Source organism: Cobetia sp. ICG0124 (genome assembly GCF_004006355.1).
In the GTDB taxonomy this organism is placed as follows: domain Bacteria; phylum Pseudomonadota; class Gammaproteobacteria; order Pseudomonadales; family Halomonadaceae; genus Cobetia; species Cobetia marina.
The window spans coordinates 264,973-279,642 of sequence record NZ_CP024893.1 but is presented as its reverse complement, the minus strand read 5'-3'; the positions used below and the strand labels follow the sequence as shown (position 1 = coordinate 279,642).

The 14,670-nt window shown below is 59.1% G+C and carries 5 protein-coding genes, 3 rRNA genes and 1 pseudogene; 3 read left to right on the top strand and 6 right to left on the bottom strand.

Annotated features, from left to right (window positions below; genetic code table 11):
• The first annotated feature begins 226 nt into the window (after positions 1–226).
• A complete protein-coding gene (locus CU110_RS01355) occupies positions 227–1,309 on the top strand; it encodes a porin (protein ID WP_164850244.1) in 1,083 nt (360 codons plus the stop codon).
• Between the two features lie 181 nt (positions 1,310–1,490).
• On the opposite strand, the gene CU110_RS01350 is transcribed toward CU110_RS01355, so the two are convergent.
• Positions 1,491–2,744, bottom strand: coding sequence for an outer membrane protein transport protein (locus tag CU110_RS01350; RefSeq protein WP_240499638.1), 1,254 nt, complete (start codon positions 2,742–2,744; stop codon positions 1,491–1,493).
• 370 nt (positions 2,745–3,114) lie between these two features.
• On the opposite strand from CU110_RS01350, the pseudogene CU110_RS01345 reads away from it, so the two are divergent.
• Together CU110_RS01345 and CU110_RS01340 are read left to right on the top strand one after the other, a co-directional pair.
• Positions 3,115–3,504 (top strand): annotated as a pseudogene (locus tag CU110_RS01345) (MerR family DNA-binding protein); the annotation flags it as partial.
• Positions 3,489–5,807, top strand: coding sequence for a heavy metal translocating P-type ATPase (locus CU110_RS01340; RefSeq protein WP_240665436.1), 2,319 nt, complete (start codon positions 3,489–3,491; stop codon positions 5,805–5,807). The pseudogene CU110_RS01345 and the gene CU110_RS01340, both read left to right, overlap by 16 nt.
• A 269-nt stretch (positions 5,808–6,076) precedes the next feature.
• On the opposite strand, the gene rrf is transcribed toward CU110_RS01340, so the two are convergent.
• The 5 genes from rrf to thrC form a co-directional block, all read right to left on the bottom strand.
• Positions 6,077–6,189 (bottom strand): 5S ribosomal RNA (gene rrf, locus CU110_RS01335).
• Between the two features lie 23 nt (positions 6,190–6,212).
• Positions 6,213–9,050 (bottom strand): 23S ribosomal RNA (locus CU110_RS01330).
• A 242-nt stretch (positions 9,051–9,292) separates the two neighbouring features.
• A 16S ribosomal RNA gene (locus CU110_RS01325) occupies positions 9,293–10,833 on the bottom strand.
• Together the 16S, 23S and 5S rRNA genes form the textbook arrangement of a ribosomal RNA operon.
• A 480-nt stretch (positions 10,834–11,313) precedes the next feature.
• Complete coding sequence (locus tag CU110_RS01320) at positions 11,314–13,164, bottom strand: DHHA1 domain-containing protein (protein ID WP_084207792.1); 1,851 nt, start codon at positions 13,162–13,164, stop codon at positions 11,314–11,316.
• A 114-nt stretch (positions 13,165–13,278) separates the two neighbouring features.
• On the bottom strand, positions 13,279–14,670 hold the full coding sequence (thrC, locus tag CU110_RS01315; protein ID WP_084207791.1) for a threonine synthase: 1,392 nt from the start codon (positions 14,668–14,670) through the stop codon (positions 13,279–13,281).

The following is a 14,670-nucleotide window of genomic DNA, read 5'->3' as shown; positions in this document are numbered from 1 at the left end:
TTCGGCGCCCATCAAGACCCCGCTTTGCCTGAGAAAAGGCTCAGGCAACCGGGTGCGTGCACCCGACCGAGGCCGGAGCAGGATGCTCCGGCATTCCCCACACCGATGGAAAGACATGCACAGGATGACGATGCAACCTACAACAACAGCCAGCATCCCCCTTCTCACTCACCCTCGTCTGCGTCACGCGATTGGCGCAGCCCTGCTCGGCACGGGACTGCTGAGCATGAGCCCCATGGCTCAGGCCATCGAGGTCTACAAGACGGATACCGACCGCGTCGAGTTCAGTGGCCGCCTGGCGGCGTTTGCCGTGATCCAGGATGGCGCACACGATGAGATCTACAACGGTGGCTCGCGGATTCGCCTGATCCACGAGCATCAGTTCCAGCAAGGCTGGAGCTCGATCATCCGGGCCGAATGGGGCTTCGACCCCTGGTTCAAGGATGGCACCAATGCTCACTACAAGCGCATGCTCTACGCTGGGGCGGCACACGAGAAATGGGGCAGCTTCACGGTCGGCAAGCAGTATGGCCCCTGGTACGACATGGTGGCCGTCAACACCGACTGGTTCTGGATCAATGGTGGCGAGGCGTCCGGTACCTTCGAAGGCCGCAGCGGAGATGGTGGTCTGCATGGCACGGGACGCCCGGACAACTCGCTGTACTGGAAGAAGGGTTTCGGAGAGTTCACCGTCGGCCTGCTCTACCAGCTCAGTCATGATGGCCAGCACAGCAACGAGACCTCGCTCTTCGAGGACGGCGTCTTCACCACCGAGACCGAGTACTCAGGCTATGAGCGCGACTACAGCTATGAAGCCGCGCTCAACTGGCATCCGAACGAGGACGTCACGGTGGGCGGGGTCTTCCACCATACGGAGCTGAGCGACTACGAGAGCGGCAACAGCGAGAACGGCGATGTCGATGCCTGGTTGCTCGGCGGTCACTGGTCGCCGGGCAACTGGTACATCGCGCTCGTCGGCGGGGAATATCGCAACCATATCGCCGGCAGCACCCTGGACTCCTCGGAAGCCTTCGTCGACAAGGCGCGCGGCGCGGAATTCGTGGTCAATTACAAGTTCAAGGAGGTCATCTGGGGCGATGACAGCGTCGAGCTCTATGGCGGCCTGAACCACCTGGAAGACACCGACAGCGAAGCCCGCTACGCCTATCAGATCCTGGGCGCGGCCTGGCGGGTCAAGGACCTGACGCTGGCCACCGAGTACCGCTTCGACAACAGCCGCCAGTCAGACGGCAGCGAGTACAGTGCTGACCGGGACCAGCTGATGTTCCTGGCACGCTACGACTTCTGATCGTCATGTCAGACGCTGGTGACGGACCGCCGATGCTCGCGCTGAGGCGATGGTCCCGCCCCTGCCGGATGGCCTCCGGCAGGGGCAACAAAAAACGCCCGGTCATATGACCGGGCGTTTCTGTATTGGTTGTTGTATTGGTTGTCCTGAGATCCGCTCAGCGTTTCAGCTGCTTACGTACTCAGAAGCGATAGGTCGCGCCGAGACCGAAGCCATGCGCTTCATTCTCGTAATCAGCTTCATAGGTCCCACGGTTGGGCTCGCTCAGGCTGACGGTGGCCGTCTCTTCCCACAGGTAGGTGTAGGCCATGTCGATGGTCAGCTCCGGCATCGGCGTCCAGCCGGCCCCCAGCGAGAAGATGGTGCGATCCCCGGACGGGATACGCGCGCTGCGATGCTCATCCACGGTCGGGCTGTCATCGAAGGCCATGCCGGTACGCAGCACCCACTGCGGATTGAGCTGATAGCTCAGACCGACCGCATACTGCCAGCTGTCCTCGTAGCCCTGCTCCTCGACGATGTCGTTCATGTTGTCGACTTCCACCGCGATCTCGTCGAAGCGGCTCCAGTGCACCCAGGTCACGCCCGCCATCAGCGTCCAGCGATCATCCAGCTTGTGCGTCACGGAGAAGTCGATGCTTTCCGGCAAGGTCACGTCCAGCGACGCATCCTGCTCGGTATTCGCGAAGCCCGTGCCAGTGAAGACATTGTTGTACTTGGCCTCGCCTTCCAGGCTGTAGTCGACCTTGGAGCGATAGGACAGACCGAGACGGGTACTTTCCACTGGCTGGAAGATGACCCCGACGTTGTAGCCCCAGGCGGCATCGTCGCCCTTGATCTTGACCTTGCCATCCCCTGCGCCGACATCGACAGTATTCGACGTCAGCTCACCCTTGATGCTGTTGTAGGTCACACCGGCGCCGATGGCCCACTTGTCATTGATGCGGTAGGAGATGGTTGGCTGGGCGGTGACCACCTCGACTTCACTGTAATTGGCGAAATAACGGCCACGGAAATCAGAGCCATAATCGGTGATCACACCAAAGGGCGCATAGACCCCGAAGCCCAGCGCGACCTGATCGTTCATCGGTTGCACGTAATAGAAGGAAGGCACTGCCGCCCCCGGCACCATGTCGCCGTCATCTCCGCCAGAGACTGGCCGACCGAGTGCATCATTCGCGCTGGCGACATCAATATCGGTATTGACGTCCAGATAGGTCACCCCACCGGTGATCTGGGCGCGATCCAGGAAGGACATGCCAGCCGGGTTGCCGAAGACGGTGGAAGCATCGTTGGCATTCGAGGCGCGCCCGGCGAAGGACGTCCCCTGAGTGCTGACGCTCTGCTCGTTGAGCTGGAAGGCCCCCGCGTGAACGCCACCGGCATAAGCCGTGGCAGCCGCTGCCAGCGCGACCCCGAGGGTGAGTTTGTTCATCTTGTTTTTCATTATGGATGGCGTCCCATTGCAGGTGGCTTGGAGAGCTGCATGTTGTTGTTATCGTTCGTTGATGCATAGCCCTGACACCTACGTTTTGGGCGAGTCGCCCGTTCAAGTCAAGGGCGAACGTTTGTTTGAATAGGGAGATTTCTAGTATTTGGGGAACTTTCATTCATGTCTGCACTGTCAGCCTTCCTCTCTAGCCTATTGGTCGAACATCAGGTTTTTCGTATGTAGTGGGTCGCTTGACCTATGTCCTGCACATAGGTCTTACACTGAGGATCATTCACGGAACATTGGCTGCCGATAGACCTTCAGGGCAGCCGAATGCTCTCTCCGCCACTCTTGATCACGAGGAGATGATGCAATGAAAGTCGCTGAACTGGCCCGCGAAGGAAACGTCACCGCCGAAACCGTTCGCCATTACACCCGCCAGGGCCTGATCACGGCCCGGCGCGATCCCGTCAACAACTACCAGCGCTTCGATGAGCAGGCGCTGGTACGTCTCAAGTTCATCAGTCAGGCACGCCAGTTGGGCTTCAGCCTTGCCGATATCAAGCAGATTCTGCAGCAGGCTGACCAGCATGACTCCCCCTGCCCCATGGTGAGAGACCTGCTCAAGGAACATCTGCCCCGAGTGCGTGAGCGCATCCGCGAGCTGGAAGCCCTGGCAGAGCGCATGGAGCATGCCATGGAGAGCTGGCAGGACATGCCGGACGGCGTGCCGGATGGCAACAGCGTGTGCTGCCTGATCGAGGGCCGACGGATAGCGGAAGTCTTGAGCTCTCGCTGTCCGGCATTACCTGCGCCAGCTGTGTCGCCACTATCCAGAAGACACTGGATGGCCTGGATGGCGTGGAACATGCTGAGGTCAACTTCGCTTCGCGCACGGCACAGGTCAAAAGCCAGCTTGCGACCACCGAGATCATCGCGGCCATCGAAGACGTGGGATATGGGGCCAGCGTGGTGAAAGACCCGGGCGCCAATGACGCGCAACAGCAGGAAGAGGCTGACCAGGAATATCGCTCTCGCATCCGTGACAGCGTGCTGTCACTTGGCATCGGTATCCCGCTGATGATCAGCATGTTCTTCCATCATCCCGGCTTCGAAGGTCTCGAACGTGGAGTGTGGCTGGCCATCGGGGTCGCGGTGCTGGGTGTGCTCGCCACCGCAGGACGCAGCTTCTTCACCAGCGCCTGGAAGGCCTTCACCCATCATCAGGCCAACATGGACACGCTGGTGGCACTCGGTACCGGAGCGGCATGGCTCTATTCCATGGGCGTGCTGATCTTCCCCGAGACGGTGCCTCAGGCGGCTCGTGGCCTCTACTTCGAAGCCTCGACCATGATCATCGGCCTGATCAGTCTTGGTCAGGCACTGGAGGTCAGAGCCCGCGGGCGTACACAGAAAGCACTGCGCGCGCTGCTGGATCTGCAGACCCGTACCGCTCGGGTCATTCGCGAGGGCGAAGAGCGCGAGATCGATGTCAACGACGTACGCAGCGGTGACCACGTGCGCATTCGCCCCGGTGAGCGCATCCCGGTGGATGGCAAGGTGATCGAAGGACAGAGCCACATCGATGAATCGATGTTGAGCGGTGAGCCACTGGCTGTCTCACGTGGTGTCGGCGATGACGTGGCTGCCGGCACGCTCAACACGCGTGGCAGTCTGGTCTTCGAGGTCGAGCGCATTGGCAGCGAGACACGCCTGGGCCGCATCATCAGTCAGGTGCGTCAGGCGCAGAACTCGCGCCCCCCGATCGGACGGCTGGCCGATACCATCTCCGGCGTATTCGTGCCCAGCGTGATGATCATCGCCATTGTCGCGGCGCTTCTCTGGTTCAACGTCGGGCCCGCCCCGACTGGCGTGCATATGCTGGTGGTCGCGACGGCGGTTCTCGTCATCGCCTGCCCCTGTGCACTGGGTCTGGCGACGCCGATCTCGACCATGATCGGGGTCGGCAAGGCAGCGGAACATGGCGTGCTGGTGCGCAGCGGTGAGGCACTGCAGACCGCCAGTCGCTTGACCGCACTCGTGGTCGACAAGACCGGTACCCTGACGCGCGGCAAGCCGGAAGTCACTGAAACGCATCGGGTCTCGGGGGAAAGCGAGCAGGAGGTGCTGGATGCCGCCCATGCCCTGGAGCGGGGCTCCGAGCACCCCCTGGCCACCGCGCTGCTGGCACATATCGAAGCACAGCGTCCCGAGGCCTCGCGCAGCAAGGCCTTCAATGACTACCAGACCATCAGCGGGCGCGGCATTCAGGCTCAGGACGATGCAGGCCGCACCTGGCGCATGGGCAACGCTGCCATGCTGGAGGATGCAGGTATCAGCCTTGCACCGCTGAGTGAGCAGATCACGTCGCTGGAAGACAATGCCCGCACCGTGATCCTGATGGCACGTGACAATGCATTGATCGCCGTCTTCGGGCTGGCCGACCCGCTGCGTGACGATAGCCGCGACGCCATCGCTCGCCTGCATGCCGTTGGCCTCAAGGTGATCATGCTGACCGGTGACAATCATCACACGGCCGCTGCCGTGGCCCGTGAGACCGGGATCGATGACTATCGTGCCGGCGTCTCACCGGATGACAAGCACGATGAGATCGCCCGCCTCCAACAGGAAGGCCATGTGGTGGGAATGGTCGGCGACGGCATCAATGATGCGCCGGCGCTGGCGCTGGCCGATGTCGGCTTCGCGATGGGTGAAGGTACTGATGTCGCCATCGAGACGGCCGGCATCACGCTGATGCAGCCCTCCCTGGCAGGGGTCGCGGACGCGATCGCAATCAGCCAGGCCACGCTGCGCAACATCAAGCAGAACCTGGTGGGTGCCTTCGGCTACAACCTGATCGGCATTCCGATTGCGGCAGGCATTCTCTATCCCTTCACCGGCATGCTGTTGTCGCCGGTGATCGCCGGGCTGGCCATGTCACTGTCTTCCGTGACGGTCGTGACGAACGCCAACCGCCTGCGGGGGTTCACTCCCCCGGGGGCAGCTCGGTCACGTACGGACAGCACAGGAAATTCTTCCACCATGCCACAAGGAGAGTCAGCATGATCTGCATACTCGTCAATTTGATAGGGCTTGGCCTGATCGCTGCCATCGTCTGGTGGTTCTGGCTGGCCAGGTCATGAACCACGGCTCTGCCACCGATCCGTAGCGTGTACCTCTCCGAGCACGACTTTTTCCTGCGCACAAAGAGAACCGCCCCTGCAGCTGGGCTGCAGGGGCGGTTCAGTATAAGTGCCTGACGAGGATCTTTTTCACGCACAAAGAGAACCGCCCCTGCAGCATGAGGCTGCAGGGGCGGTTCAGGTATAAGTGCCTGACGATGACCTACTCTCACATGGAGAAACTCCACACTACCATCGGCGCTAAGCGGTTTCACTTCCGAGTTCGGCATGGGATCGGGTGGTTCACGCTCGCTATGGTGTTTGCCTAAGCAAACCCCTTGGGTGTTATATGGTCAAGCCTCACGGGCAATTAGTACTGGTTAGCTCAACACATTGCTGTGCTTCCACACCCAGCCTATCAACCTTGTAGTCTTCAAGGGCCCTTCAGGAGGCGCAAGGCCTCAGGGAAGTCTCATCTTGAAGGGGGCTTCCCGCTTAGATGCTTTCAGCGGTTATCCCGTCCGAACGTAGCTACCGGGCAATGCCATTGGCATGACAACCCGAACACCAGAGGTTCGTCCACTCCGGTCCTCTCGTACTAGGAGCAGCTCTTCTCAAACTTCCGACGCCCACGGCAGATAGGGACCGAACTGTCTCACGACGTTCTAAACCCAGCTCGCGTACCACTTTAAATGGCGAACAGCCATACCCTTGGGACCGACTTCAGCCCCAGGATGTGATGAGCCGACATCGAGGTGCCAAACACCGCCGTCGATGTGAACTCTTGGGCGGTATCAGCCTGTTATCCCCGGAGTACCTTTTATCCGTTGAGCGATGGCCCTTCCATACAGAACCACCGGATCACTAGAACCTACTTTCGTACCTGCTCGACGTGTCTGTCTCGCAGTCAAGCACCCTTATGCTCTTGCACTCAATGCACGATTTCCAACCGTGCTGAGGGTACCTTCGTGCTCCTCCGTTACTCTTTAGGAGGAGACCGCCCCAGTCAAACTACCCACCATACACTGTCCTCGATCCGGATAACGGACCTGAGTTAGAACGCCAATGATGTCAGGCTGGTATTTCAAGGTTGGCTCCACCGCATCTGGCGACGTGGTTTCAAAGCCTCCCAGCTATCCTACACAGACAACATCAGCATCCAGTGTAAAGCTATAGTAAAGGTTCACGGGGTCTTTCCGTCTAGCCGCGGGTACACAGCATCTTCACTGCGATTTCAATTTCACTGAGTCTCGGGTGGAGACAGCGTGGCCATCATTACGCCATTCGTGCAGGTCGGAACTTACCCGACAAGGAATTTCGCTACCTTAGGACCGTTATAGTTACGGCCGCCGTTTACCGGGGCTTCGATCAAGAGCTTCGGACGAATCCTAACCCCATCAATTAACCTTCCGGCACCGGGCAGGCGTCACACCCTATACGTCCGCTTGCGCGTTTGCAGAGTGCTGTGTTTTTAATAAACAGTTGCAGCCACCTGGTATCTTCGACCGGTAAGGAGCTTACGGAGCAAGTCCTTCACTCGAACCGGTGCACCTTCTCCCGAAGTTACGGTGCCATTTTGCCTAGTTCCTTCACCCGAGTTCTCTCAAGCGCCTTGGTATTCTCTACCTGACCACCTGTGTCGGTTTGGGGTACGGTCGCATGTGATCTGAAGCTTAGAGGCTTTTCCTGGAAGCGTGGCATCGATGACTTCCTGACCGTGGTCAGTTCGTCTCGCATCTCGACCTCAGAGGAACCGGATTTGCCTGATTCCTCGGCCTACATGCTTTCACCAGGACAACCAACGCCTGGCTCACCTAGCCTTCTTCGTCCCCCCATCGCAACCACATCCGGTACGGGAATATTAACCCGTTTCCCATCGACTACGCGTTTCCGCCTCGCCTTAGGGGCCGACTCACTCTGCTCCGATTAACGTAGAACAGAAAACCTTGGTCTTCCGGCGGGGGAGTTTTTCACTCCCCTTATCGTTACTCATGTCAGCATTCGCACTCGTGATACCTCCAGCAGACTAGGATGAACCCGTAGCTTCGGTACCTGATTTAGCCCCGTTATATCTTCCGCGCAGGCCGACTCGACTAGTGAGCTATTACGCTTTCTTTAAAGGATGGCTGCTTCTAAGCCAACCTCCTAGCTGTCTGAGCCTTCCCACATCGTTTCCCACTTAATCAGGATTTTGGGACCTTAGCTGACGGTCTGGGTTGTTTCCCTTTTCACAACGGACGTTAGCACCCGCTGTGTGTCTCCCACGCTGCACTCACTGGTATTCGGAGTTTGCCTCGGGTTGGTAAGTCGGGATGACCCCCTAGCCGAAACAGTGCTCTACCCCCAGCGGTGATACGTGAGGCGCTACCTAAATAGCTTTCGAGGAGAACCAGCTATCTCCGGGCTTGATTAGCCTTTCACTCCGATCCACAGCTCATCCCAGCATTTTTCAACATACTTGGGTTCGGGCCTCCAATTGATGTTACTCAATCTTCACCCTGGCCATGGATAGATCGCCCGGTTTCGGGTCTATACCCTGCGACTGGTCGCCCAGTTAAGACTCGCTTTCGCTACGCCTCCCCTATACGGTTAAGCTCGCCACAGAATATAAGTCGCTGACCCATTATACAAAAGGTACGCGGTCACACCACGAAGGTGCTCCCACTGCTTGTACGCATACGGTTTCAGGATCTATTTCACTCCCCTCGCCGGGGTTCTTTTCGCCTTTCCCTCACGGTACTGGTTCACTATCGGTCAGCCAGGAGTATTTAGCCTTGGAGGATGGTCCCCCCATGTTCAGTCAAGGTTTCTCGTGCCCCGACCTACTCGATTTCACGATACTCAGACTTCGACTACGGGACTATCACCCTGTATCGTCAAGCTTCCCAGCTTGTTCGTCTGTCAGTTGTATCGCTTAAGGGCTGGTCCCCGTTCGCTCGCCGCTACTTGGGGAATCTCGGTTGATTTCTTTTCCTCCGGGTACTTAGATGTTTCAGTTCCCCGGGTTTGCCTCTATAGGTTATGTATTGGCCTATAGATACTCACCTGATGGTGAGTGGGTTTCCCCATTCGGAAATCGTTGGGTCGCAGGGTATTTGCCACCTCGCCAACGCTTATCGCAGGCTATCACGTCCTTCATCGCCTCTGGCTGCCAAGGCATCCACCGTATGCGCTTAATCGCTTGACCATATAACCCCAAGGGGTCTGTCAAGGATTACGAATCTGTCGGACCTCTCCGACATATCGTTTTGATGGAGATGTGCTTGGCGCACATTCCATCGTCAGCATGATTCACATTGTTAAAGAGCGGCTGTTCAGAGAACAGTGAGAAGCGCGCTCTGTCGAGCACGCTTGCCACTGCTGGCTAAGCCAGCAATAAGATCAGGTAATTCGTTGTGAGCACTTGCCGCGAGCAGTAGACAGTGTCGATAAGGAGGTGATCCAGCCCCAGGTTCCCCTAGGGCTACCTTGTTACGACTTCACCCCAGTCATGAACCACACCGTGGTGATCGCCCTCCCGAAGGTTAGGCTAACCACTTCTGGTGCAGTCCACTCCCATGGTGTGACGGGCGGTGTGTACAAGGCCCGGGAACGTATTCACCGTGGCATTCTGATCCACGATTACTAGCGATTCCGACTTCATGGAGTCGAGTTGCAGACTCCAATCCGGACTGAGGCAAGCTTTATGGGATTGGCTCCACGTCGCCGTATTGCAACCCTTTGTACTTGCCATTGTAGCACGTGTGTAGCCCTACCCGTAAGGGCCATGATGACTTGACGTCGTCCCCACCTTCCTCCGGTTTGTCACCGGCAGTCTCCTTAGAGTTCCCGACATTACTCGCTGGCAAATAAGGATAGGGGTTGCGCTCGTTACGGGACTTAACCCAACATTTCACAACACGAGCTGACGACAGCCATGCAGCACCTGTCTCAGAGTTCCCGAAGGCACCAATCCATCTCTGGAAAGTCCTCTGGATGTCAAGGGTAGGTAAGGTTCTTCGCGTTGCATCGAATTAAACCACATGCTCCACCGCTTGTGCGGGCCCCCGTCAATTCATTTGAGTTTTAACCTTGCGGCCGTACTCCCCAGGCGGTCAACTTATTGCGTTAGCTGCGCCACTAAGTCCTCAAGGGACCCAACGGCTAGTTGACATCGTTTACGGCGTGGACTACCAGGGTATCTAATCCTGTTTGCTACCCACGCTTTCGCACCTCAGTGTCAGTGTCAGTCCAGAAGGCCGCCTTCGCCACTGGTATTCCTCCCGATCTCTACGCATTTCACCGCTACACCGGGAATTCTACCTTCCTCTCCTGCACTCTAGCCAAGCAGTTCCAGATGCCGTTCCCAGGTTGAGCCCGGGGCTTTCACACCTGGCTGACTTAGCCACCTACGCGCGCTTTACGCCCAGTAATTCCGATTAACGCTTGCACCCTCCGTATTACCGCGGCTGCTGGCACGGAGTTAGCCGGTGCTTCTTCTGCGAGTGATGTCTTTCCTCGGGAGTATTAATCCCGAAGCGTTCTTCCTCGCTGAAAGTGCTTTACAACCCGAAGGCCTTCTTCACACACGCGGCATGGCTGGATCAGGCTTTCGCCCATTGTCCAATATTCCCCACTGCTGCCTCCCGTAGGAGTCTGGGCCGTGTCTCAGTCCCAGTGTGGCTGATCATCCTCTCAGACCAGCTACGGATCGTCGCCTTGGTGAGCCGTTACCTCACCAACAAGCTAATCCGACATGGGCTCATCCGATAGCGCAAGGTCCGAAGATCCCCTGCTTTCTCCCGTAGGACGTATGCGGTATTAGCCTGAGTTTCCCCAGGTTGTCCCCCACTATCGGGCAGATTCCCATGCATTACTCACCCGTCCGCCGCTCGACGCCTTCTAGCAAGCTAGAATCGTTTCCGCTCGACTTGCATGTGTTAAGCCTGCCGCCAGCGTTCAATCTGAGCCATGATCAAACTCTTCAGTTGAAAGCTTGATAGTCTGTTAAGCAGACCAAACTTGGTTCAGAGTCAAACTTCTCGTGAGAGGCTTGCTCCGATATTTGGTGACCTTGTCACCACTCATCGGCAAGCGCTCACACGAATTACCTGATCAAATTTTTAAAGAGCGTCGCTGTTAAGCGAGGAGGCATATTCTATCCGGAACGCTTGAGAAGTCAAGCACTTGATGATGAGTCAATCGACTGCCTCTAAGCATCATCAAGCGGTGAGGAGCGTTGCTCGATCACCTGTTCCGTAAGGAGTGCGGCGTATTCTAGCGAATCGCCCGGGATTGTCAACTGATGATTTGGAAGCGGACTTCAAAAACATCAAACAAAACAACCACCTGCAAACCTCTTTCACCGCTGGTAACGCCATGCGTCCCCGGCAGCGGATGCGTACTTTACGCACGATCCGGGCTGAGCACAAGGGCTTTCTGGCCAGATACCGCAATTCATTCAAGCACGCTCATGCTGGTACGGCATGCTCCAGCATCAGCTGCAGCGATTCTCTCCCCCGCCAGCGATTGCGCGACAGCTTGTAAGCACACTTCAGAGCGGCCCCCACGCCGAATGCCGGCGATTCCCCCGGCGACAGCGCCCGGAACCAGATCGCCTTGAGGCGTGTACGCCCGAGCGAGAGCTCAAGCGACAGATGTGTGCCATCGGCACCTACTGGTCGCAGACTCTCGACCAGGAAACTGCCCTCGAAGAGAGGCGCCTCGAACTCACGCCCGAAGGGCGCCAGACGCTCGAGTTCATCCAGGGTCTCCAGGCTCAACTGCCCTTCTGCCAGTTCACCATCACTGAGAATCAAGGGGTTGAGCGCCCTTTCACCCAATTGCTCCGCGGCCGCCTGTTGCAGAGCACGAGTGAAGGTATCCTTCTCCGCCAGGGGCAAGCCCACCCCTGCCGCACCTCTGTGCCCACCGAAACGCGGCAGACACTGCGGTGCCAGGTCATGCGCTCGCTGCAACGCATCCCGCAGATGCAATCCTTCGATGGAGCGCCCGGACCCGGTCAACATGCCGGGCACCGCGGCTGGTGTCAGCACGACGGTCGGACGCCCGAACTGCTGCACGAGACGTGAAGCGACAATGCCCTGCACTCCCGGGTGTCCATCTTCCAGATGCACCACGATCACCTGATGCCCTTCCCGCAACGAGGCGAGCGCCAAGGCGCGCGCCGACTCCACCATCTCGGCTTCGATCGCCTTGCGCGACTGATTGTCCTGATCGAGCACCTCCAGCGCGCGCTGAGCAGCCTCATCTCCACGCGCCAGCATGAAATGCAGTGCGGCGTAAGGATCATCCAGTCGTGAGCGGGCATTGATGCGCGGCCCCATCTGGAAGGCCAGCGTCTCGGCATCGAAGGGCACGCTATCGGCCCCGAGCCGCTCTGCCATGGCTCGCCAGCAGGGCTCCTGCATGCGATTGATCAACGTCAGACCCAGATTGACCACCGCACGATTGATCGCACTGCCCCCCAGTGACACACAGTCCGCCACCGTCCCCAGCGCCACATATGACAGCCATGGCGACAACTTGGGTGCATCCCCCGGCAATCTGCCTTGCTCGATCAGCACATTGCGCGTCAATGACATGGTCAACCAGGCCACCATGCAACCGGCGATGGTCGCATCCGGATAGGCACAATCGTCACGTGTCGGATTGACGGTCGCGTAGGCGGAAGCCGGCGGCCCTTCCTGAGGCAGCGCATGGTGATCCGTCACCACGACCTCTATCCCCGCTTCCTTGAGCAGCGCCAGGCGCGCCTCATCACTGGAACCACAATCCGCGGTGACGATCAGGCTCGGGCGCGGCGACAATGTCATGATGCGCTCGACCAGCGGCAGACTGATGCCGTAACCATCGTGGATGCGATGACCGATCAGACTGTGCACCCGGTCGTAGGGCACATCGAACAGCTCCGTCAGCGTGCGCAGCATCACCACATGCGAGGTGATGCCGTCCACGTCATAGTCCGTGAGGATGCCGATATGCTCACCCTCGGCGACAGCACGCGCGATGCGCTCTGCCGCCCGCCGGCCATCCGCCAGCCGCTCGGGATGCTCGATATGCCGGAGCGCCGGCGTGACCAGCGCCTCCAGCGGCGCCTTGCAGCTCTCCAGCGTCAACCGCCCTGCCAGTACTCGTGCCTGCAGTTCGCTGAGCCCCGTCGCGATCCCCTGCTGGTAGAGGCGCTCATCTCTGACGCGAGGCTGGATGACCCGCGCGATGCTGGCCGCCAGCGTACGCTCATCAGGGCGCGATGCGGTGCCTTGTGCCAAGGAGGGTGACAAGGAGGGAGTGACAGACATGAAGAACTCCTGACAAACGACATGGCCGTCATTTCGACAGCGGACTGCGAAAATGACGGCCATGAAAGAAGGACGACGACTCAGCCCCGGAGGCCTGAGCCGTCGTTGATGCGATCACCCGCGGCGATTCTCGCGCACGAAGTCCTGCACGGCGGCCAGTTCGGCCGGCAGCACGCTGTAGCGCTCTTCGCGCTCCAGCAGGTCATGCAGATGTGGCGGCAGATCGACACCCGCGAAACCAGCACGCGCCACCGCTTCGGCGAACTTGGCCGGATGCGCCGTCGCCAGCGTGATCATCGGCGTCGCGGTATCCGTCCGGCAGACTTCTGCCGCGCGATAGCCTGTCGCCGTATGCGGATCGAGGATCTCGCCGGTGCGCTGATGCGCTTCACGGATGACTTCGAGAATCGTCTCGTCGTCGACACTGTGGCTGGAGAACAGCTCACGCAGCCTGGCCAGCGGGGCATCTGCCAGCGCCGCCGGTTCGCGCGAGAAGTGCTCGAGCAGTTCACGGATCGCCTGACCATCACGGCCATAGGCTTCGAACAGCAGACGCTCGAAGTTGGAGGACACCACGATATCCATTGACGGTGCCAGCGTCGCCTTCAGCTCCTGACGCGAGAAGTCGTTGGAGGAGATGGTGCGATGCAGGATGTCGTTGGCGTTGGTGGCGATCACCAGCTGACGTACCGGCAGCCCCATGCGCGAGGCCAGATAGCCGGCAAAGATGTTGCCGAAGTTGGCCGACGGCACCGTGAAGCTGACCTGACGCGCCGGAGCGCCCAGCGCCACACCGGCGGCCACGTAGTAGACGGTCTGAGCCATGATGCGCGCCCAGTTGATCGAGTTGACCGCGACCAGACGCGTGCCATCCAGGAAATCCTGGTCGGCGAAGCTGGCCTTCACCATCGCCTGGGCATCGTCGAAGTTGCCTTCGATGGCGACGTTGAAGACGTTGGGCGCCAGCACGGAGGTCATCTGGCGGCGCTGTACTTCGGAGACGCGGTTGTGCGGATGCAGGATGAAGATATCCACGTGATCGCAGGCACGGCAGCCCTCGATGGCGGCAGAACCGGTATCACCGGAGGTCGCGCCCATGATCACCGCTCGCTCGCCACGCTTGGCGAGGAAGTGATCGAGCAGGCGACCCAGCAGCTGCAGCGCGACATCCTTGAAGGCCAGCGTCGGGCCGTGGAACAGCTCCAGCAGGTAATGGTTGCTGTCGAGCTGATTGAGTGGCACGACCGCATCGTGACTGAAGGTCGCGTAGGTCTCGCGCACGAGTTCACGGAAGGTCTCGTCATCGATGGCACCATCGACGAAGGGCTTCATGACACGGAAGGCGATTTCCGCATAGGACTCACCAGCCATCGCCGTCAGTTCTTCGGCACTGAACTGCGGCAGGGTTTCCGGCACATACAGGCCACCATCGCTGGCAAGCCCCGTGAGGACCACATCTTCAAAACCGAGCGCCGGCGCCTGGCCGCGCGTGGAGATATAACGCAT